The sequence below is a fragment of the Clostridium sp. CM037 genome (assembly GCF_055081095.1).
On the sequence record NZ_CM143650.1, the window covers coordinates 1,217,578 to 1,238,519 of the forward strand.

At 33.8% G+C, this 20,942-nt stretch carries 19 protein-coding genes and 1 rRNA gene; 7 read left to right on the forward strand and 13 right to left on the reverse strand.

Going from position 1 to position 20,942, the window contains the following annotated elements; genetic code table 11:
- Window positions 1-15: 15 nt before the first annotated feature.
- Entirely contained in the window at window positions 16-1,551 is a 1,536-nt protein-coding gene (locus tag ACWJKP_RS05730) for a transposase (RefSeq protein WP_224579009.1), read from the reverse strand.
- 267 nt (window positions 1,552-1,818) lie between these two features.
- Between ACWJKP_RS05730 and ACWJKP_RS05735 the strand changes: the two genes are divergently transcribed.
- Entirely contained in the window at window positions 1,819-1,950 is a 132-nt protein-coding gene (locus tag ACWJKP_RS05735) for a hypothetical protein (protein ID WP_462961443.1), read from the forward strand.
- A gap of 65 nt (window positions 1,951-2,015) precedes the next feature.
- On the opposite strand, the gene ACWJKP_RS05740 is transcribed toward ACWJKP_RS05735, so the two are convergent.
- The 5 genes from ACWJKP_RS05740 to ACWJKP_RS05760 all read right to left on the reverse strand — a co-directional run bounded on the left by ACWJKP_RS05740 (window position 2,016) and on the right by ACWJKP_RS05760 (window position 4,772).
- Window positions 2,016-2,423 carry a hypothetical protein gene (locus tag ACWJKP_RS05740; protein WP_165414361.1) on the reverse strand — a complete coding sequence of 136 codons (408 nt, stop codon included), beginning with the start codon at window positions 2,421-2,423 and terminating at the stop codon, window positions 2,016-2,018.
- A 104-nt stretch (window positions 2,424-2,527) separates the two neighbouring features.
- Window positions 2,528-2,791, reverse strand: a complete 264-nt coding sequence (locus tag ACWJKP_RS05745) for a hypothetical protein (protein WP_165414360.1) — start codon at window positions 2,789-2,791, stop codon at window positions 2,528-2,530.
- On the reverse strand, window positions 2,785-3,483 hold the full coding sequence (locus ACWJKP_RS05750; protein ID WP_165414359.1) for a hypothetical protein: 699 nt from the start codon (window positions 3,481-3,483) through the stop codon (window positions 2,785-2,787). Before ACWJKP_RS05750 ends, ACWJKP_RS05745 begins: the two co-directional genes overlap by 7 nt.
- A gap of 58 nt (window positions 3,484-3,541) precedes the next feature.
- On the reverse strand, window positions 3,542-4,396 hold the full coding sequence (locus ACWJKP_RS05755) for an ABC transporter ATP-binding protein (protein WP_165414358.1): 855 nt from the start codon (window positions 4,394-4,396) through the stop codon (window positions 3,542-3,544).
- Window positions 4,389-4,772, reverse strand: a complete 384-nt coding sequence (locus ACWJKP_RS05760; protein ID WP_202881889.1) for a GntR family transcriptional regulator — start codon at window positions 4,770-4,772, stop codon at window positions 4,389-4,391. The genes ACWJKP_RS05755 and ACWJKP_RS05760 overlap by 8 nt, the downstream gene beginning before the upstream one ends.
- Before the next feature lie 236 nt (window positions 4,773-5,008).
- Between ACWJKP_RS05760 and ACWJKP_RS05765 the strand changes: the two genes are divergently transcribed.
- A complete protein-coding gene (locus tag ACWJKP_RS05765; RefSeq protein ID WP_224579007.1) occupies window positions 5,009-7,141 on the forward strand; it encodes a sigma-54 interaction domain-containing protein in 2,133 nt (710 codons plus the stop codon).
- 222 nt (window positions 7,142-7,363) lie between these two features.
- On the opposite strand, the gene ACWJKP_RS05770 is transcribed toward ACWJKP_RS05765, so the two are convergent.
- Window positions 7,364-7,783 carry an OsmC family protein gene (locus tag ACWJKP_RS05770; RefSeq protein ID WP_165414357.1) on the reverse strand — a complete coding sequence of 140 codons (420 nt, stop codon included), beginning with the start codon at window positions 7,781-7,783 and terminating at the stop codon, window positions 7,364-7,366.
- Window positions 7,784-7,917: 134 nt separating this feature from the next.
- Between ACWJKP_RS05770 and ACWJKP_RS05775 the strand changes: the two genes are divergently transcribed.
- A complete protein-coding gene (locus tag ACWJKP_RS05775) occupies window positions 7,918-8,820 on the forward strand; it encodes a LysR family transcriptional regulator (protein WP_165414356.1) in 903 nt (300 codons plus the stop codon).
- A gap of 113 nt (window positions 8,821-8,933) precedes the next feature.
- On the opposite strand, the gene ACWJKP_RS05780 is transcribed toward ACWJKP_RS05775, so the two are convergent.
- From ACWJKP_RS05780 to ACWJKP_RS05790, 3 genes are all read right to left on the reverse strand, one after another.
- Window positions 8,934-9,923, reverse strand: coding sequence for a D-cysteine desulfhydrase family protein (locus ACWJKP_RS05780; RefSeq protein WP_165414355.1), 990 nt, complete (start codon window positions 9,921-9,923; stop codon window positions 8,934-8,936).
- 17 nt (window positions 9,924-9,940) lie between these two features.
- Window positions 9,941-10,321, reverse strand: a complete 381-nt coding sequence (locus tag ACWJKP_RS05785; protein ID WP_165414354.1) for a RidA family protein — start codon at window positions 10,319-10,321, stop codon at window positions 9,941-9,943.
- A 340-nt stretch (window positions 10,322-10,661) separates the two neighbouring features.
- The gene (locus ACWJKP_RS05790) at window positions 10,662-11,915 is read right to left on the reverse strand and encodes a dicarboxylate/amino acid:cation symporter (protein ID WP_165414353.1); all 1,254 of its coding nucleotides are present in this window, start codon (window positions 11,913-11,915) and stop codon (window positions 10,662-10,664) included.
- A gap of 643 nt (window positions 11,916-12,558) precedes the next feature.
- Here ACWJKP_RS05790 and ACWJKP_RS05795 point away from each other — a divergent pair.
- Both ACWJKP_RS05795 and ACWJKP_RS05800 read left to right on the forward strand, forming a co-directional pair.
- On the forward strand, window positions 12,559-13,740 hold the full coding sequence (locus tag ACWJKP_RS05795) for a MalY/PatB family protein (RefSeq protein ID WP_462961444.1): 1,182 nt from the start codon (window positions 12,559-12,561) through the stop codon (window positions 13,738-13,740).
- A 440-nt stretch (window positions 13,741-14,180) separates the two neighbouring features.
- Window positions 14,181-15,932, forward strand: a complete 1,752-nt coding sequence (locus ACWJKP_RS05800; RefSeq protein WP_165414351.1) for a sensor histidine kinase — start codon at window positions 14,181-14,183, stop codon at window positions 15,930-15,932.
- A 56-nt stretch (window positions 15,933-15,988) separates the two neighbouring features.
- Here ACWJKP_RS05800 and ACWJKP_RS05805 read toward each other — a convergent pair whose 3' ends face one another.
- Window positions 15,989-16,507 (reverse strand): hypothetical protein, encoded by a 519-nt coding sequence (locus ACWJKP_RS05805; RefSeq protein WP_165414350.1) that lies wholly within the window; start codon window positions 16,505-16,507, stop codon window positions 15,989-15,991.
- Between the two features lie 285 nt (window positions 16,508-16,792).
- Window positions 16,793-18,025, reverse strand: coding sequence for a sodium/glutamate symporter (gene gltS, locus ACWJKP_RS05810; RefSeq protein WP_165414349.1), 1,233 nt, complete (start codon window positions 18,023-18,025; stop codon window positions 16,793-16,795).
- A 431-nt stretch (window positions 18,026-18,456) separates the two neighbouring features.
- Here gltS and ACWJKP_RS05815 point away from each other — a divergent pair, with 431 nt between their 5' ends.
- Window positions 18,457-18,597, forward strand: a complete 141-nt coding sequence (locus tag ACWJKP_RS05815; protein ID WP_165414348.1) for a hypothetical protein — start codon at window positions 18,457-18,459, stop codon at window positions 18,595-18,597.
- Between the two features lie 21 nt (window positions 18,598-18,618).
- Here the strand turns inward: ACWJKP_RS05815 and ACWJKP_RS05820 are convergent, their stop codons facing one another.
- On the reverse strand, window positions 18,619-18,822 hold the full coding sequence (locus ACWJKP_RS05820) for a DUF6440 family protein (protein ID WP_165414347.1): 204 nt from the start codon (window positions 18,820-18,822) through the stop codon (window positions 18,619-18,621).
- 583 nt (window positions 18,823-19,405) lie between these two features.
- Between ACWJKP_RS05820 and ACWJKP_RS05825 the strand changes: the two genes are divergently transcribed.
- A 16S ribosomal RNA gene (locus ACWJKP_RS05825) occupies window positions 19,406-20,937 on the forward strand.
- Window positions 20,938-20,942 lie beyond the last annotated feature (5 nt).

The following is a 20,942-nucleotide window of genomic DNA, read 5'->3' on the forward strand; positions in this document are numbered from 1 at the left end:
GAAATTTATTTTAAATTACGCAGCTATATTTTTAAGAGTTGGGAAAATATCGGCAAGGGCTATTAATCTTTCTGATGCCCAAGCATCTATGAAACAGCAAAATGCACCAAGAAATACCCTTGTTATTCTACACCCAACAGAATAAATAATTGCATCTTCAGCATGAAAATTGTTATTTATTCTATCCCAACATCTTTCAGTAGTTGAACGTCTTTTATAAAGAGATTTCCATTGTTTTGAACCTCTTAATATTGGAGTGAAATACCTTGGGTTGTCTAATGTTTTAGTGTAATAAGATTTATTGCTTTTCATAGGACATTTTTCACAGTTTTCACATTGAACTGGGAATAACCATTTATGTCTATATTGTTTACTAATAATTCCCCAATTACGAAGCTGATGTCCACAAACAGTTCCGTGTGGAATAGCATTCTTATCAAGTTTAACAAATTCACTATTTGATGAAGGTTTTGAAGAACGTGAATTTAAATCAATAATAGGATTTATTCCATAATGCATGCATAAAAGATAAAAAGCATTAGCATCATAAGCAGAATCTAAGGCTACAGAATGAAATTTAATTTCAGGATATAAATCCACAAGTTCTTTAAGTGCATAAACGCCAGTAACAGCATCATGGCGTGCCGCGCTAACAAATTTAATATGGATAGGTAGGCTGTAAAAGCTATCACAGGCAGTAAATCCGTGATAGGTATGACCATAGTAATAATGTTCATTAAAGCTATCCCAACCCCAGCTAGCACTGGGGTCGGTAAACTTTCGATAACAGTCACAATGTTCTCCTGGTTTAAGTTTGCAATCACAAACTTTTTTACCGTAAGGCGAAGCCTGTGTTGGCATACAGGTTCCGTCGCCAGCAATATTTAGTTTAGAAGGATCGCCCAAAATACCCATTGATAAAGAAGGAATAACAAATAATTCTTTAAGTATGTTGTTCATTTTGGATTCGCTTCTGTCAAGGAGCCTTGAATTATCATATTTTAAGATTCTTTTAACTAAACGGTCAACTACACCAGACTTGGAGTTATTCATCTTTTGGTTTTTCTTTTGTTTTTTACGTGGTTTACGTTTGATTTTACGCAGTTTGGATTTATTAAGGATCTTATCCTTATGAATCAGCCCATCCATAAAATCATAAAAAGTACCTACACCAGGAATTCGGTCAACATGTATGCCTTCGGCTTTAGAGTCTGAATAGCAAGCGGGTATAAAGCCAGATAAAATTGAATAGAAAGGGTCTGAACATAATGTTTTTACCCAAGATGATATACTAGTTTCTTTACAATAAGCCATGATAATAAGTGACCTGAGTAATGCTACCGCATCTTTGGGCGGAGCCCCTTGATTAGATTTAGAGTAAGTACTTTCTATTAGAGGGACAATTCCGGTTAGGTCGGTAGACCAGATTTTAGTTATTTGTGAACTACGCTCAAACAAAGTGATTTGTTGATTGGTTTGAATATAGAATTTTTCTAAAAATGTTTCAAGAAAATATTGATATTGAGAATGAGAAACCTTAACAGTTAACATAAAAACACTCCTCGCAAATGAAATAATGTAAAAAAATATACATATTTAATTTTGCGAATTTTTACTAGCTGTCAAGTCTTATTTCACAATGTTTAAGTAAAAAAGATTAAAAGTAATACGAATAGCTTAAATTTTCTAGGTTATTCGTACAATATGAGGCACCACGAATTTTTGAGGTGAAGTTGATTTTTGAGCAAAATGAATCAAGAGTTAGCAGTACCTTAAGAGTTTCCGAGAGTGCACTATTCTTATTTTGAGGTGACAGAAGTGACATCTAATTATGTAGAAGTTATTCAACAAAATGTTTATGGCAAAACAAAACAAGACAAAAACATGAACTTATTACCAAAGATAATCATTATTATATTGGAACAAAGAGAAAACCTGCTGGATGGTTAAGAGTGGAGTAGATAAAAAATAGACATGAGAGAAGTCGCATGTCTATCTTGTGTTAATTAAAACTATTAGTCATTGATACCAGTGGGTTTACTCACATAAAGGTTATATCCTATGAAAACCGAGACAATGCTTATTATAACTGCAGCAATAGCTACACAAATCAGAATTGTATTTCCTTGAGGCATGATAGAAAAACTTTCAAGAAATTCTACTTCGCCAGTGTATGATGATATTGGCATGTTAAGTTTTAGAAAAGCTAAAAGTCCATAACCGATAGTAGCAAACCCAGCAAAGCTTAATAGTCTAAGTTTTTTACTTTTTATAAGAGTAATTGCAACTCCCACAAAAACAATTATTACTAATATGCATAACATTAATAGATTTCCTTTTGTTGTGTCTATTACTTGATTCATAGCAGAGGCTGGAGGAGCGTTACTAAAGCCTTGGGAATCCGTAAGGTATAAAAATACCAATATACTGCCCAGTAACACAGTGCCAGAAATATAGACCATGATGTACATTATAAATATCATTACTATTGGAAGTAAGAATATATTTAACGCTGTATATTTTCGGCTTACAGGAACAGAACAGTTTCAAAAAGCTTGTGATCACCATGAAGTATCCCATTAATCATCCATACAGTTATTATAGGTAAATTAAAAGATAAAAAAGAATTTAAACTCATTGTATTTCCGAAAAATATAGATATATACATAAAAATTATTACAGCAAAAGCAAAAACATAAAGTAATACCTTTAAAGGGTTTGGTGATTTAATATCAATTGGAGGATATGAATTTAGCAATAGCTTTTGATAAGCAATAAAGTGTTTTAACATAATGAGCACCTCTTTCCTTTGTATAGTCTGTGGGATATTAACATTGATATAGGGATTGTGACTAAAGATACACAGACTAATATTAATAAAAATTCATTGTAATGAGGCATTATTGCAATGCTTTTCCAAAAGTTTGTTGTGCCAAGTTCAGTTACAACAGGTAATGTGTTTTTAAATAAAAGAAGTACTATTGGGATAAGTACAACTACTAATAGTGTAAGGGTTTTTCTAAGAGTATTAAGTTTTATAAAAAATATGGGTAATAAGATACTTGCTACTATAGTAGAGGTGCACCCTATTATCACTATAGGTTTCCAACTATTTATTAGTACACTCATACTAGAATCGAAGTTTAATTGTGTCATAAGCCTCTCAAATATGAGCAATATAGTAGTTGGAAGAGTAATAGCTATAAAAACAAATAAATAGATATTTATAAGTGAATACAATTTTGAAACTGGTACAATTTCATATAATTTGTTTTGTGAATTTATAATGGAATAAGCTGCATACAAAGCAAAAACTGTGGTATAGAATATAAATCCTCCATCTCCGAATATTAGATCTAAAGTAATAAGAACTAACATGTAAATAAATATATTAAAAAAAACAAATGTTAAAGACTTTTTCACATTATTGGAGCCTGCTAAACGGCTTAAAAGTAACTGATAATTCCAGAACTTCTTTAGCATTGTTCCACCTCCTTGTAAAACTTTCTGTAATTTGATATCTTGTAGTTACAACTCATCTTCATTTTTTTGCACCCATATAAACCATAATATCTTCAATTGTAGGTCTGACAGTTTTAACCCCTGCTAAATTTTGAAGTTTTAGATCTTTGCTGCATAATCCCTCATATCCGAAGGCCGTTTCCTTTATTCCTATAAGTCTAGATTTAATTTCATCCGTCATAGATTCTCTCTCAATATGTGCAAGGAGATAGGTATCAAGCATTTCATCTTTCCCCTTAGAAAAAACAATTTTACCATTATCAATCATTGTTATATAATCAGCAATTTTTTCAAGATCACTTGTAATGTGCGTTGAAAATAGTATGGACCTTTGCTCATTTTGCATAAGTTCTAAGAGTAAATCAATTACGTCAGCTCTTGCTATTGGGTCGAGTCCCGCTGTGGGTTCGTCAAGGATGATTAATTCTGGATTATGACATAGGGTCATTACAACTCCAAATTTCATCTGCATACCTTTTGAATAGGCTGACAGCTTTTTACTTGGATTAAGTTCAAAGCGTTTCATGAGTTCGTCAAATTTTTTATCATCAAAGGTTTTATAAAAGGGTGATATCATTTTTTTTATTTTAATAGGTTTGAGGTTAAGGGGATAGATTAGACTGTCAAACACAACTCCTATTTTTGCTTTAACAGTTTCTTCGTTTCCGAACATAGGAGTACCATCGAAGAATACTTGTCCCGTTGTTTTTGGAATCATATTAAGTATTGTTTTAATAAGGGTGGTTTTACCTGAACCGTTCTTTCCTATAAACCCCATAATAGTTCCTTTTTGAATTGAAAAATTTATATCATCCAAAGAGAAATCTCCTATACTTCCATTCAAGTTTTTGATTTCCAAAGCCTTATTAGTCATTTCTACTACCTCCGTATATTTCATTTATAACTTTAAGCATTTCCTCAGGGGATATGCCACAAGCGTCTGTAAATTCTTTAATTTCAAGAAGTCGTTCATGAAGCATGTCAATGTGTATTGCCTTAACTTTTTTTCGGTCAATCTCTGCCACAAAGCATCCTCGTCCTTGTAAATTGATGACAATACCCTCTTTTCCAAGTTCTTCATAAGCACGTTTTACTGTTATGATTCCAACCTTCAAATCTTTTGCCATAAGCCTTATTGACGGCAATTGCTCCTTGGATTTTAGCTTTCCGCTGAGTACCATTTCTTTTATTTGATTTTGTATTTGCTCATATATGGGCGTTTGCGAAAGGGATGATATAAGAATATTCAAGCACACTACCTCCTTGTCTACTGTTATTATATGATAGATACAGATAATTGTCAATAATTTCTTTTAATTACAATTTATCAATTAGAAGCTTTCCTTGACATGTTTTTTAAAAAGAATTAACATTATAGTAATTAAATCATCTCCTGCGGAGCTGAAATATTAACGACTTCAGAATGAGATTTATACTCCCACTGAAGTTTTATTTTTGCTAGGGTAGTTAACCCCCACTTGTAGAAGTGGGAGACTTTCCTTCTGAACTGTCGTTAAAACTTAAGAGGGTGAGTCCTATAAAAAAAAGAATAGCTATTGTAGCACTAGATTATACGGCTGCAAAATTTTACGAAAATCAGATTAAAGAGCTTTTTGGTGAGCTAGTAACCACATGTGCTTATAATGTATTAAATGGATCAGTTAAAGAAATAAAGGAAGCTGATTTATTTGTAGTTTCAACCGATGCTTTCGAAAACATTACGGATTTTCAGGAGTGCATCCCCATTGATGTTCCTAAAGTAGAAATTGCAGTGGCTTTTACTAACAAATCTCTTGATATTTTAAGGAGTATACCAAATGGAAGTAAAGCTTTGTTTGTCAATCTCAGTGAAAAAATGGTGCGCGAGGCTATAACTAGACTAAGCCAACTAGGCATAAATCACATAGATTTTACTCCATATTATCCAGGAGCAAAGCTGGTTAGTGGGTTCGAGTTGTCGGTAACACCAGGTGAATTACGTTATGTACCAAAAGATATAAAGACTATTATCGACCTTGGGCAGCGTGTGCTAGATTCAACCACTATGGTTGAAATAGCACTGAGGCTAAAATTTGATTACCTATTAGAGAGTGGGAAATTCAAGGAATATTTTCGTTCTTTAGCTGTCAATAATTATAGCTTTAATCAACTGTTTGGAAGATCTCTTCAAATGGAAAGTCAATTTGAAATTTTGATGGAAATTATGGATGAAGGGATTATTGGTGTGAATGATAATGATGTTATTTTTGCTTGCAATTCAAGAGCAGTAGAAATTACAGGTGTTACGAAAGAACAATCCATCGATCATCCTGCTACGTTAAATTTCTCGTTTTTACCTTTTGAGGAGTGTAGGAGTACGCGAAAAAAGATAAATAATCGTTTGATTAGAGTGAGTGGTGTGGATATTACTGTAACCGTTACTCCTGTAATACGTGGAGAGGAATATCTCGGTTCTTTTGCTACTATACAAAAATTTACCGAAGAAGAGTATAAACAACATAATCTGCGTATTCAATTACTTAATAAAGGGCACAAAGCTAAATATACCTTTGAGGATATCATCGGGGAGAGCGATGTAATAAAAAAAGCATGTACCATTGCTAAAAAAATGGCGAAAACCAATTCTACTGTCTTAATTACAGGTGAGAGCGGAACGGGGAAGGAACTTTTTGCACATGCTGTACACAACGAATCAGAGCGTCATAACTATCCTTTTATTGCCATAAACTGCGCAGCAATACCAGATAATCTGCTAGAAAGTGAACTATTTGGTTACGATGAAGGATCTTTTACTGGTGCTAAAAGGGGAGGAAAATTGGGACTTTTTGAATATGCTCATAGGGGAACAATATTTTTAGATGAAGTAGAGGGAATGAGCCCGGCCCTCCAAATAAAACTGCTTCGTGTTATTCAAGAAAGAGAGATTATGCGGATCGGCGGCAATAAAATTATTAGTATTGATGTACGAATAATAGCTGCAGCCAATGAAAATCTTGAAGAGCTGGTGTCTAACGGGAGTTTTCGGAATGACCTCTACTTCCGTCTAAACACCTTGCCAATTCAGCTTCCTCCATTGCGAGAGCGCGGTAAAGACATTATGCTGTTGTTTGACTACTTTAAACATAAATTAGGAGGAAAATTCATCCTATCTACACAAGTAATTAATGCATTGCTCTCTCATAATTGGAATGGAAATATTCGTGAACTACACAACTATGTAGAATATCTCACCTATATAGATAAAGATATGGTGTATTACGACGATTTACCACCTGGGTTCTACAATAATGCTATGTCAACATTAAAATGCAAGTCTGACACTAGCATTAATCTAGATGCTAAACTTTTGGAGCAATTAGCAGGTAATCAATTAGATGATTATTTTTTTGTACTAGACAGATTGCATGTGGGATTTGTTCAACAAATTTCCATGGGTAGGTTATCAATTTCTGAGCAAGCAGAAAAAACGGGACGCTACCTAACCCAACAAGAAGTTCGCGGTATTTTAAACGATTTAAATAATTTAGGTTTAATTAAAATGTCGCGAGGTAGAGGTGGTAGTAAAATAAATGACCGAGGCATAAAGGTTTTCAACAAACTGCAATCTCAACTTAAATAGACATTATTTTTCATTAAATTGGCACCATATTTGTTGTATTTATGTTATAGCAAATATTTCTTGCATAAATAAATATAAGAAGGGTGTAAATTATGAAGTAATAGAATCTTGTTCTAATAATTGAAAATCAATTGTTAGAACAAGATGGAGTTTATTCAATAGATTTTAAGGACTTTGAAAAAAATTAAAACAGAAAACAACTAATTAAAAGGCAATGTAAAATTATTCTTCAATGAGATTAAAAGACCAAGTGATATCTGATTTATAAGTATTTGCAACACCACTTTCAACTTCAAAGGCAGTTTTAAGCACATATTCTATCATTTCAGGGGTCATACCTTTTCCTTTTATATTATATGAAAGATCGATTTTTTCGATAGGTTTTGGAGCCACTGATCCTCTTTCTCCATTCACAATCACTTCGTATTCTGAAATTTGAGCCCCTCTAGCCTTAAGCATTGTAACTATATCTACACTTGTACATGCTGCAACCGCATGAAGAAGTATTTCAATTGGCTTTGGACCTAAAACTTTTCCGTTATTCATTTCTGCAGGACCAGCCAGCACGAATTTTGCTCCCTCTGGAGTTGTACATTCAAATGCCGCTCCGTCTCCAAGCCATTTTACTACTGCGTTCATCATAATAATTAATTCCTCCTATATTCATAATATGGTATGTGTTTAAGTTAATAATAACTCATAGACTTCAAAAAGAAAAATTGATATAATAAATCATAATCATATAAAAAATTTATGGATGAAGAAAGGATAATAACATGGAAATTCGCCAACTTAATACATTCATTACTGTAGCTGATCTTAATAGTTTTACTCGAGCAGCATATACGCTTGGATATACTCAGCCTACTGTCACATCTCAGATACAGTTGCTAGAGAGTGACCTAGGAGTTCGTCTATTTGAACGTATTAGGAAGAATATTTCGCTTACTCATGAGGGGGAAAAATTTATTGTTTATGCAAGACAAATCGTTAATCTGTGTGAAGAGGCAAAAAATGCAGTAAAAGATTATCCTGCTACAAAAGGAGTTCTGACGATAGGAGCATGGGAGTCATTATGCACAACACGGATAGATAACCTCCTCAAAAAGTTCCATTATAAGTTTCCTGACATTGAAATCATATTAAAAACTATCAAATCTACGGAGTATCAAGAACTTTTACTGGATAACCAGATTGATGTGGCCTTTTGCTTGGAGCGTATGATAACAAGCTCGGATTTCATTGTTGAATTGGCAATACCTGAACCTTTAGTATTACTCGCAGAACCTAACCATCCCCTTGCAAAGTTCATTGGTGTATATCCCGAAAACATCGTTGACTATACTCTTATTTTAGCAGAAGAAGGCTGTAGCTATCGGAGGACGCTGATGAAAATACTTAGCGATTGTGGTTTGACTCCCAAATCAATTATGGAAATCGGTAGTATCCAATCTATGAAACAGCTTGCAATCGGCGGTTTAGGAATTATAGTTCTGCCTAAAATTACAGTTGAAGAAGAACTATCAAAAGGTCAGCTTGTTGAATTGAAATGGTGTGGACCTTATTTTGAATTCTTGACTCAAGTAATTTACCACAAAGACAAGTGGGTGTCGCCTGCTTTACAGACTTTGCTGAATATGACGAAGATAATCCTTCCAATGCAGTATTGTCAGAAGTGATATTAGACTGCTGCCCAGATCTCGTAGGAGGTAAAATAGTGCTTTTATCAGAAAAGGTATAGCAAAATTTTGCTATACCTTTTTGTGAACTTTTTATATAAGTTTATTATTTTTTAAAACTCAAATAGGTCTTTTTGTGGGAACAATCCAAATGCTCCGCCGGTATGAATAAATAGAATATTTTCGCAGTTTTTAAAGGTTCCCTTTTTAATTTCTTGTACTAATCCATACATTGCTTTACCGGTATACACAGGATCTAAAATAATTCCCTCTAGTTTTGCAAAGTCGTGGATGAAGTGAAGCTCTTCTGGCCTGCTTAGTGCATATCCTCTTCCTACATATCCATCTATAATATGAATTTCATCTTTTGAAATATGTAGATTCACATCGATGTATTGCATACTTTCATGAGCTATTTTATAAATCTCATTTTTGAAGTGTTCAGCGTCATCACAAACGTTGACACCATAGATTTCGCCAGTATACTCTAGTGTTTTGCTTGCTAGAAACAGTCCGGAATGAGTTCCACCAGATCCTACTGCTAGTACAATTCTATCAAAATGCACACCTAGCTCTTTTTCCTGGCAAATAATTTCCTTCATGGCATTATAGTATCCAAATCCACCAATCCCATTAGAAGCACCTTCTGGTATAATATAAGGTTTACAGCCCGTTGCCTCTAATTGCGCTTTGATTTGTTCCATAATTCCAGCTTTATTATTTTTATATTCTTCTGGAGTAACAAAACGAATCTCAGCTCCCAATAGCTTATCTATAAACAAATTACCATCTGATTCTGTTTCTGAGTCCCCTCTTAAAACAAGGACTGATTTCATTCCAAGTCTTGCAGCGACTGCTGCCGTAGATCTACAATGATTAGATTGGATTCCTCCGCAGGTAATAAGTACATCACATTTTTGATCAAGAGCTTCCTTTACAGAAAATTCAAGTTTTCTTATTTTATTACCAGAGACTTCGGTTCCTGTTTGATCATCTCTTTTTATATAGATATTAGGTCCGCCCAGTTTTTGAGAAAGTCTTTCTAGTTTTTCTATCCGTGTTGGTAAGTTTGCAAACATTATTTTTTCAGGAATTTTAATCATTGATTACTCCTCCTTTTTTATACAAATGCTACAGCTTCTATTTCAAGTATTCCATCTTTAGGCAGTTTTGCCACCTGGACACATGAACGTGCTGGTTGATTTGAAGTAAAATAGCTTTCGTATACTTCATTTACTATTGCAAAATCATTCATATCTCTAAGAAAAATTACCGTTTTTACGACTTTATCAAGAGATGATCCTGCTTCTTCTAATATTGCTTTTAAATTTTCAATAGATCTTTCTGTAGCTTTTCTTACGTCGCTACTTATGAGTTCTCCGGTTTCTGGTATAAATGGTAGTTGACCAGATGTAAATAATAAATTTCCTACCTTAATTGCCTGTGAGTATGGTCCAATTGCTGCAGGTGCTTTTTTAGTTGAAATAATTTCTTTTATCATTATTATTCTCCTTCTTTATGAAACTATATTTTAATTTTAAAATCTTTTTATCTTTTATCTTACAATAATAATATACAAGTAAACCTAATAATGCAAGTTCTAATCCTAGCATAGTACTAGTAGGTGAATCATTAATAGTAGAAAACATTAAATAGATATCTTCTAATAGTACTATGATTAAAGTTTAATTATAACCCGTATTTGCAAATACACTTATATTACAAGCAATAACTATGCCAATGTTATTGAACCCTTTTCTATATTATTAAGAATTTTTAGGACTAAATCGGTTATTTAAGGGTAGAAGATTCAACTAATCGGATTTAACATCTATAAGTCATTACCCTTTGATAGAAGATTGAACATTCTTCTTCATCCAGTCTTTACCTTCTACCAAGCGGGTAACCATCATAGATGTTACAGCATCACCAGTGCAGTTTATCCATGTTGCAGCAGGATCTACAAGGAAACCAAGAGTTGCAATAATTGGAAATGCTTCTGGTGGAAATCCAAATAAGTTTACAATCAACATTTCACCGATGAGTCCTCCACCTGGAACACCAGACATAACTACGCCGCCCATAACTGAAATTGCTAGTGCGGCAATATAGGTTCCAATTCCAGAGAATCCTTGTCCGAATATTCCAAATAAAAATGAAATTTTCAATATTGAAGAAATAACAGTACCGTCCATATGCATGGTTGCACCGATTGGTAATACAATTTCACGGATATCCTTTGGAACTCCCATATTATTAGTAGCCTTTAGGTTAACAGGTAGAGTTGCAATAGAACTCTGAGTTGCAAGAGATGTAATTGACGGTTCTAAGATATTTTTGAAGAAAATTTTTATACCCTGAGTACCACCAGCAAAATATGAATATCCAGAAAATGCAGCAAAGAAATATATAATACATAGTGGATAATATATAATCATAGCTCTTGCATAAGCGCCCAAGAGCTGAGGCCCAAATTCACCAATGAGGCTTGCAAAATAAGCACCTAAACCGATTGGAGCATACAGCATAATAATGCTAATAAATTTCATCATAACCTTGGACAGAGCATCTAGACCATTAGCTATAATGTTGTTTTCAGCGCCAAGGGAACTAACACATAAACCAAAGAAAATAGAGAATATAATAAGAGGCATCATATTTGAGCGAGAAAATAAACCGCCAAAATCAGTTACAGTTAGCGTCTTAACAATTTGGTCAGAAAGCTTGACTGATTCCAACGCTTTAGCAGATTCAAATGTGAGGTTAACACCGGCAGCAGGTGGAAAAAACTTGACAACAGTAATAACGATAACGCCAGCAATAAATCCTGTAGTAACGAATGTTAAAAACATGTTACTTATAATTTTCCCCAATCTTTTCATATTGACCATATTTCCTACTGCACCAGCTATGGTAACAAATACTAGTGGGGTTACAACAGTGAACATTAAGTTAAGAAATACATCGCCAAATGGCTTAAGTACTGTTGCTTTTTCACCGAAAATAATGCCAATGATACTGCCTATTATAATAGATAGCATTAAAATAATTGGGAAACGATAGTTTTTCCATGTACTTTGTTTTTTTGTGTTCATTTTAATATCTCCTTTACATTGGTTGGTATTGTTAAGAAATTAAAAGACATTTCAAACAACCCTTGACTTTATACATTTTTATAATTAATAATGAGCAATTACCTATTCTACAATCTGTGGACAAATAATAACATTGCTGATTAATCACGATTTATAAGTATGGTATCGTTTACTTTGGTGAAAATGATATTTGAGTAAATATTGAAAATGGTTGTGATGTTTATTACATTAGCAACTTAATAATTCCATTTTTGTAATCAGAGTTTTTATCCTTTCACTTTTTAAATCAAGCTTGCTATAATGATAATTAGCAAATTTTATGCCAATAAATGAATTTTTTTGCTTTTTTCTACATAACTCATTAATTAGGGATGAAGAAATTATTGGTGTAAATGAGAATGATGTAATTTTTGATTGTAATTCAAGAGAAGTAGACATTAATTTTCATTTAAATGGTTAAACTTTAATAAGTTGAACCATTTAATTCACCTAAAACATTTTTTTAAAAATAAAAACGTTATATATAATAGATACCTATATAAAAACCAATCCAAAAGTTCAACATAAAATTGGCATCATTTTTGCTATATTTATGTTATAGCAAGTATTTTTTGCACAAATAAATATAAGAAGGGTGTAAATTATGAAGTATAATTTTGATAAAATAATTGACCGAAGTAACAACTTTGCTGCAAAATATGATGAGAGAGAAAAAAAATTTGGAACTTCTAATGTAATACCATTATGGATAGCGGATATGGAATTCGAGGTAGCTAAGCCTATTAATGATGCTTTACTCAAAAGAGCGGAGCAAGGAATCTATGGATATACATCTCGCCATGACTCTTATTATGAAGCTTTTTGTGAATGGGAAAAGACTAGAAATAATTGGATAGTTAATAAAGATTTAATTAGTTTCAGCCCCGGTGTTGTTCCATCTCTATCGGTTATTGTTAGAGAATTTTCTAATAAAGAAGATAAAATTTTGATACAGACTCCAGTCTATCCAGAATTTTATGAAGTAATAGAATCTTGGGGCAGGGTGGTAATTGAAAATCAATTATTAGAACAAGATGGAGTCTATTCAATAGATTTTAAGGACTTTGAAGAGAAATTAAAACAGAAACCAAAGTTATTTATTATGTGTAGCCCACACAATCCGGTAGGCAGAGTGTGGAGCCGAGAGGAACTAGAACATATTACTGGACTATGCCTACGCTACAATGTAATGATTGTTTCTGATGAGATACACTCAGATTTGATATTGTGGTATAATAAACACATTCCTACTGCTAGTATATCAAAGGAGGTTTCTAGTAAAACCATCACCTGTACTTCATGTACAAAAACTTTCAACTTGGCAGGACTACAGGCTTCTGTAGTGATTTTCCCGAATGCTGAAGTTAAAGAGACATTTGATGTTTTTTGGAGAGGTATGGATATCCATCGCAATAATTGCTTTAGCCTTGTAGCTGTGGAAGTAGCTTATAGGCATGGTCAAGAATGGCTTACGCAGCTAATTCCATATATTGAGGGAAATATTGATTTCATAGGAGAGTTTTGTAAAAACAACATACCCAAAATTAAACCTAGCAGACCTGAAAGTACTTATCTGGTTTGGCTTGACTGTCGTAAACTAGAATTGGGAAATGATGAACTGAAAGAATTTATGATAAATAAGGCTGGTCTGGGGCTCAATGCTGGCAATGATTTCTGTCGTAGCCTTTCTGGATATATGCGTCTAAATATAGCATGTCCACGTTCAATGCTTGAGAAAGCTATGTTACAACTTGAAAAAGCTGTTAATTCATTGAATAAGAATTAAATAAAATTATAAACAAGCAGTGATATACTTGGATAAAGAAATAGCTGTAGTAAAAATTAATATTACTACAACTATTTCTTTTTTGATCTTAATTTATGTTTGTAAATTGGTAGCTAGATGTAGAATCGTTATATTGAAATTTATACACATAATTAAAAGTTTATTAAAAGAATTATATTTCCCTCATGTTTTTAATACATAGAAATGAATATTTAAAACTGATTTAACATGTGTAGATATCCTTGAAATATATTGATTTTATGCCTAAAACATATAATGAATTGGGAAATTATGTTGAATAAAAGTACAATTTTTAGTATAATCTAAATATTATATATAAATTTTACAATTAAAAGTGAAATTTGTAAATTTAGAATTGGCCTACTAATTACAGGAAAACAGGTTAAAATATTTTTATAGTATCAAGAGGAGTAAAAATTATGAATAGAGACAATTCTAGAGAAAGTGAAAACAATAAAATTATGGGTCAAGTTCAATATAAACATACTTGTTGTAATAATTTATTAGCGGTAAATCACACAATAATGCTTGTTATTGATCCACAAACGGGGATAATAGTAGATGCGAATACTGCCGCTTGTTCTTTTTATCAATATGATTATGAAAATATTATAAAATTAAAAATTAGTTACATTAATGTACTTTCAATTGAAGAACTTGCTAGAGAAATGAATCTTGCAGTTATAGAGCAGAGAGAGAGCTTTTACTTTAAACATCGATTAGCAAATGGTGAAATCCGAGATGTAGAAGTTCACAGTGGGCCTATAACTCAGAATAGCAGGCAACTATCATACTCTATTATCTATGATATAACTGATCACAAGAAAGTAGAAGAAGAAATGATTAAAAAAAATAATAAACTGGAAGAAAAGATTGAAGAAAATATGAAGAAAGTGGAAGAGATGAATGCTCTTTTTGAAAAAGAGGTAGCTGAAGGTAAAAGAACTACAGAGGCTTTAAAAGCAAACAACGAACGGTTAGCATTTGCTATTGAAGGTAGCGGTGATGGCGTTTGGGATTGGAATGCAAAGACCAATGAAATGATTACCTCAGAAAGATGGAAGGGTATGCTTGGTTATGAAAAGACTGAAATCAAAAATTTATTTAGTGAATGGGACAGATTGATTCATCCTGATGATAAGGTCGCAACTTACCTAAAATTAAACATGTATCTAGAAGGTTTAGTTCCAGCTTATGAGAGTGAATTTAGACTTGTTACAAAAAATGGATTTTATAAATGGATACTAGCCAGGGGCAAAATTATAAGATGGACTACAGATGGAAAACCTTTAAGAATCATAGGTACACATACTGATATTAATTCTCGCAAGCTAATGGAAAAAGAACTAAAAGAAGCAAAAGAAAAGGCCGAAAAAGTCAGTATTAAAAAAAGTGAATTTATCGCTAATATGTCGCACGAACTGAGAACTCCTATCAACGTAAACCTGTCAGCAATCCAGTTATTTGAGGTATATCTTAAAAATGACTTGGATTTAGGAAAAGAAAAAACTTCTAAACACATTAAATCTATGAAACAAAATTGCATGAGGCTATTAAGACTGGTAAATAATCTAATTGATACCACCAAAATCGAAGCCGGTTTTTACGAACCTATTTTCAGTAATTATAACATTGTGGATATTATTGAAAGTATTGCATTGTCAGTATCAAGTTATGCAAAACAAAAGAATATTAATCTAACATTTAATGCAGATGTGGAAGAATTATTAATAATTTGTGATATGGATATGATTGAGCGTATAATGCTAAATATAATTTCTAACGCTATGAAATTTACTGATAATTGTGTAAATATAAATATTTACAATAGAGTTGATACTGTTGTTATTGCAGTTAAAGATAATGGGATCGGAATTGAAGAAGATAATCAGAATATGATATTTGAACGATACAAACAAGTTTCAAAACTGTTTACAAGGGAGAATGAAGGTAGTGGTATTGGGTTGTCTTTAACCAAATCGCTTGTTGAAATGCATGGTGGAAATATTAGCGTAAAAAGTGAATATGGAAACGGCTCCGAATTTATTATTGAACTTCCAGTTAAACATCATAAAAGTGAAGAATTCATATTACATAATGTTAATGACACTACTGATAACGACAGATTTATTCAAAAGATGAATGTAGAATTTTCAGATATTTATAAATAAGAAACCATCCATAATTTTGGAATGAATTATGGATGGAAACAAGTTGAATTATTAAATTATAATTTATCAAATAATTTTTGGAAAATTCCTTTTTTTCTGTGAAGAATTTCGTCGGCTACTGCTTTAGATCGTTGTCTTTCAAGACTTTGAGTTAGATTATTAACCAATTGAATATCGTGTTCTTTAATGGTTTCGGGTAATGACAATACGATTTTATTTTTCTCTTGTTCTTGTTTAAACAGGACCTGTGTATTTTCTAATAATTTATTAATATCATAGAGTTGACCGTCTTTAACACTTAATTGCTGTTTAATAAATTCGATATTACTTTTAAGTATTTCAATCATATCTTCTTTTAATAGATTCACCACTGTAACTGCAACTTCTGATTCTGCTTCTGAAGAGTGATTATATTTTAGAGCTTGTTTAATTGCATCTAAACCTTTTTCTTCTACACATGTTTTACCATTGTGGGATATTAAAAAAGGTTTTACTTCAGGTAATTTCATCTTAGCGTAAGCCGTTACTTTACTGATATTTAAATGTTTAGCAATTTTAAATGCATCATAGATCATTGTACACGCCTCCTAAATTATATATAGGAAGTATTCTCCAAATATTTCCAAATACCTTCTATAATAAATTAAATTTAATTAGGGCATTGTAAAATTTAATTAAACACTTACTGGAATGTATAGTAAAGTACTAAGATCAGGGGTTTTATGGAGTTAAGGGTTAGTTAATAGTGCTGTTAAATTTAACAACACTATTAACAATGGAAAAGGTTATTTTTGCTTATATTCTTGATGTAAGTACTTTTGGAAGTCTTGGTATCGTAATAATATTTTCTATATGGATTCTTATTTAAAAAAATTCATGAAAAATACAATAGTTGGGATACCTATGAGGTCAATTAGAAATGCTCCGACTAATGGAACTATTAAAAATGCCTTTGGAGATGGACCATATTTTTCAGTAACAGCTCCCATATTAGCTATAGCATTTGGAGTAGCACCAAGCCCGTGACCTGCCATACCAGCTGCCATAACGGCTGCATCAAAATCTTTTCCAAGGAATTTGAAAACAACAAATACTGCATATAATATCATAAATACTACTTGTGCAGTAACTATTATTAATAATGGTCCTGCAAGTCCTACAAGTTCCCATAACTTCAATGTCATTAATGCCATTGAGAGGAAAATTCCAAGGGACACGTTGCCCATTAAATCTATGGTGTAATAATCAAGTTTAGCAATGTGTATTTTATCATTTATATTCCTAAAAGCTACAGATACAAACATAGCGCCTACATATCCAGGTAAAGAAAGGCCTGTAGCTGTTGAAAACCATCCGCTGGAAATAGATCCGATTGTCATACAAACAGTTATTATTGCCATATGAGCCATAACCATATTCGTTGTGATTTTTGTATTTCCTGTGTCGCTTACTACATTTTCAAAGGAGTTTACGTCATAGTTATCTGATGTATTGGGTTTTAATTTGTATTTGTCTATTAAATGCTTTGCAATAGGGCCCCCGATAAGACCACCAGATATAAGACCAAAAGTGGCGGCAGCTATAGCTACGGTAGTAGATCCTGCAATACCCATAGCCTCAGCAGTTTTTCCAAAAGCGGCTGCTGCACCATGTCCACCTTCCATTGAAACTGAACCTGCCATAATACCAAACATAGGGTGAATTCCAGTAATCTTTGCAAATACAATACCTATAACATTCTGTGAAATAGCAAGGACTCCACATAGCAGCCAGTAGATGATTAAACATTTTCCACCTTTTTTAAGTAATTTAAAACTTGCGCCAAGTCCAATAGTCGTAAAGAAAGCTATCATAAAAGGCGATTGAAAGGTTGTATCCATACTAATTGTTATTAGACTGCTCTGTTTTAAAACAAGGGCAAGCATTGAAAATAGCAGACCTCCAATTACAGGGGCAGGAATACAAAATTTTCTAAAAAAAGATACCTTTTTTATAAGCCAGTAACCTAATAGTAATAATAAAATTGCGATTGCTAAGGTTGCTACCATATCAACCTTGAGAGTAAGTAAACCTTCTACTGATTCTGTTTTCATAATTGCTCCTCCTTTAACATCAATACAGTGTAAACGTTGTCTTGATTATTTTCATTATACCACTTTCTAATTTTAACAGTGCTAGACATCTATAGAAACATAAGAGTGGTTTTAATAATATATGTAGAATTAAATACTATATGTTCGAAAAAAAGTATCAGTTAATTATTTAGATAGTAGTAAGGATGGAAAGGTCAAAAAATATGTATATACTTTTAATTTTAAAGAGTTGGTGGAGAAGATTTGGTGAGTTCGTTTAGAGAGGACTTATAATAGATTTGAGATAATTAGTAAATAAAAACTGTCTATTGAAATCAGATCCAGATAGTCAGGATCCACCAATATGATACTTTAGTGGAATCCTTAATTGGCAAATCATTAGACTTTTCAAAGGCTTAAAAGAATATAAATAACTGTAAGGAGTGATTTATATGAAGTTGATATATGCATTATTAGTTATAAAAGAATTGTATAGTGGAAAAGCTAATCCGAAAAAAATAGTAAAGACAATTAAAAAGGAGTCTAAGTTTTGGGGTAAATTAATTGCTGAAATTAGTAAACATTATAAGTAAGTTTGCATCTATATAAAAGAGTTACAACTTCACTTGTGAAAACATAGGGTTTCCATCTTTATCTAATAATACAGTAATTCCTCCAGCATAATCCTCAATATTAATTAAATAATTTGTTACTGTGTCTGTATCTACAAGTATTTTACAACGTACTGCTAATGCATCAGCCCGATTACATACAGTTTTAAATGTTTTATTTCTTATCTCATCGTTCTTATTAAACATTTTTTCCTCCTATATTTTTTATTTCGCAATATTATTAAATATAGCCAAAAATTAAGGTTGTATACTTAATAGGGGGAGACTTTTGTTATTTGACGACAGTTTCTCAAAAAAATGTTTCTATGTTGATAATAATTAGCCATGTGTATCAGGATGCGAAACATTGAATTATTTAGACTAATATGTAGAAATATGAGTATAATCTAGCTAGAGTAGCTATGTTGTGAAATTATGCTCTTATTTATGTGATAGAATACTCCTTGTCGTCACAAACGAGTGGCACGATAAGCTAACTGTTGATAACTATTTAGTATGTTTTCAAATGAAAACAAATTAAAAAAATGTTGACAAAACAAGAAATACCTAGTAATATAGTAGAAGTCGTCACATGATGACAAAGCGAATTGGTCTTTGAAAATTAAACAGAGAAATAGGTAAAGATAGCGAAATAATATTTTGTTAAACCAGTTAATTACTTTAGTATAAAGTAAAATTTAGTCGTAAGACTAAAAGTATGTAATGAGCTTGCGAATCAACTTAACAGTTGTCGCAGATTAATCATTTCAACTAAAAAAGTGTAAACTTTTAAATTGAGAGTTTGATCCTGGCTCAGGACGAACGCTGGCGGCGTGCCTAACACATGCAAGTCGAGCGATGAAACCTTTCGGGGTGGATTAGCGGCGGACGGGTGAGTAACACGTGGGTAACCTGCCTCAAAGAGGGGAATAGCCTCCCGAAAGGGAGATTAATACCGCATAATATGTTTTGGTCGCATGATCGAAACATCAAAGGATTTTTCTTCGGAAAATTCCACTTTGAGATGGACCCGCGGCGCATTAGCTAGTTGGTGAGGTAACGGCTCACCAAGGCGACGATGCGTAGCCGACCTGAGAGGGTGATCGGCCACATTGGAACTGAGACACGGTCCAGACTCCTACGGGAGGCAGCAGTGGGGAATATTGCGCAATGGGGGAAACCCTGACGCAGCAACGCCGCGTGAATGATGAAGGCCTTCGGGTTGTAAAGTTCTGTCTTCTGGGACGATAATGACGGTACCAGAGGAGGAAGCCACGGCTAACTACGTGCCAGCAGCCGCGGTAATACGTAGGTGGCAAGCGTTGTCCGGATTTACTGGGCGTAAAGGATGCGTAGGCGGACATTTAAGTCAGATGTGAAATACCCGAGCTTAACTTGGGTGCTGCATTTGAAACTGGGTGTCTAGAGTGCAGGAGAGGTAAGTGGAATTCCTAGTGTAGCGGTGAAATGCGTAGAGATTAGGAAGAACACCAGTGGCGAAGGCGACTTACTGGACTGTAACTGACGCTGAGGCATGAAAGCGTGGGGAGCAAACAGGATTAGATACCCTGGTAGTCCACGCCGTAAACGATGAATACTAGGTGTCGGGGGTCGAACCTCGGTGCCGCCGTTAACACATTAAGTATTCCGCCTGGGGAGTACGATCGCAAGATTAAAACTCAAAGGAATTGACGGGGGCCCGCACAAGCAGCGGAGCATGTGGTTTAATTCGAAGCAACGCGAAGAACCTTACCTAGACTTGACATCCCCTGCATAACCCAGAGATGGGCGAAGTCCTTCGGGACAGGGTGACAGGTGGTGCATGGTTGTCGTCAGCTCGTGTCGTGAGATGTTGGGTTAAGTCCCGCAACGAGCGCAACCCTTATCATTAGTTGCTACCATTAAGTTGAGCACTCTAGTGAGACTGCCCGGGTTAACCGGGAGGAAGGTGGGGATGACGTCAAATCATCATGCCCCTTATGTCTAGGGCTACACACGTGCTACAATGGTGAGTACAAAGAGATGCAAGACCGCAAGGTGGAGCCAAACTCAAAAACTCATCCCAGTTCGGATTGTAGGCTGCAACTCGCCTACATGAAGCCGGAGTTGCTAGTAATCGCGAATCAGCATGTCGCGGTGAATACGTTCCCGGGCCTTGTACACACCGCCCGTCACACCATGAGAGTTGGTAACACCCGAAGTCCGTGAGGTAACCTAACACTTAGGTGTTTATGGAGCCAGCGGCCGAAGGTGGGATTGATGATTGGGGTGAAGTCGTAACAAGGTAGCCGTAGGAGAACCTGCGGCTGGATCACCTCCTTTCTAGG

What these genes read in the sequence shown, in the direction of transcription:
- ACWJKP_RS05730 (WP_224579009.1), bottom strand. Translation starts at nt 1,551, where the DNA reads ATGTTAACTGTTAAGGTTTCTCATTCTCAATATCAATATTTTCTTGAA.
- ACWJKP_RS05745 (WP_165414360.1), bottom strand. Translation starts at nt 2,791, where the DNA reads ATGTTAAAACACTTTATTGCTTATCAAAAGCTATTGCTAAATTCATAT.
- ACWJKP_RS05750 (WP_165414359.1), bottom strand. Translation starts at nt 3,483, where the DNA reads ATGCTAAAGAAGTTCTGGAATTATCAGTTACTTTTAAGCCGTTTAGCA.
- ACWJKP_RS05755 (WP_165414358.1), bottom strand. Translation starts at nt 4,396, where the DNA reads ATGACTAATAAGGCTTTGGAAATCAAAAACTTGAATGGAAGTATAGGA.
- ACWJKP_RS05770 (WP_165414357.1), bottom strand. Translation starts at nt 7,783, where the DNA reads ATGATGAACGCAGTAGTAAAATGGCTTGGAGACGGAGCGGCATTTGAA.
- ACWJKP_RS05775 (WP_165414356.1), top strand. Translation starts at nt 7,918, where the DNA reads ATGGAAATTCGCCAACTTAATACATTCATTACTGTAGCTGATCTTAAT.
- ACWJKP_RS05780 (WP_165414355.1), bottom strand. Translation starts at nt 9,923, where the DNA reads ATGATTAAAATTCCTGAAAAAATAATGTTTGCAAACTTACCAACACGG.
- ACWJKP_RS05785 (WP_165414354.1), bottom strand. Translation starts at nt 10,321, where the DNA reads ATGATAAAAGAAATTATTTCAACTAAAAAAGCACCTGCAGCAATTGGA.
- ACWJKP_RS05790 (WP_165414353.1), bottom strand. Translation starts at nt 11,915, where the DNA reads ATGAACACAAAAAAACAAAGTACATGGAAAAACTATCGTTTCCCAATT.
- ACWJKP_RS05795 (WP_462961444.1), top strand. Translation starts at nt 12,559, where the DNA reads ATGAAGTATAATTTTGATAAAATAATTGACCGAAGTAACAACTTTGCT.
- ACWJKP_RS05800 (WP_165414351.1), top strand. Translation starts at nt 14,181, where the DNA reads ATGAATAGAGACAATTCTAGAGAAAGTGAAAACAATAAAATTATGGGT.
- ACWJKP_RS05805 (WP_165414350.1), bottom strand. Translation starts at nt 16,507, where the DNA reads ATGATCTATGATGCATTTAAAATTGCTAAACATTTAAATATCAGTAAA.
- gltS (WP_165414349.1), bottom strand. Translation starts at nt 18,025, where the DNA reads ATGAAAACAGAATCAGTAGAAGGTTTACTTACTCTCAAGGTTGATATG.
- ACWJKP_RS05815 (WP_165414348.1), top strand. Translation starts at nt 18,457, where the DNA reads ATGAAGTTGATATATGCATTATTAGTTATAAAAGAATTGTATAGTGGA.
- ACWJKP_RS05820 (WP_165414347.1), bottom strand. Translation starts at nt 18,822, where the DNA reads ATGTTTAATAAGAACGATGAGATAAGAAATAAAACATTTAAAACTGTA.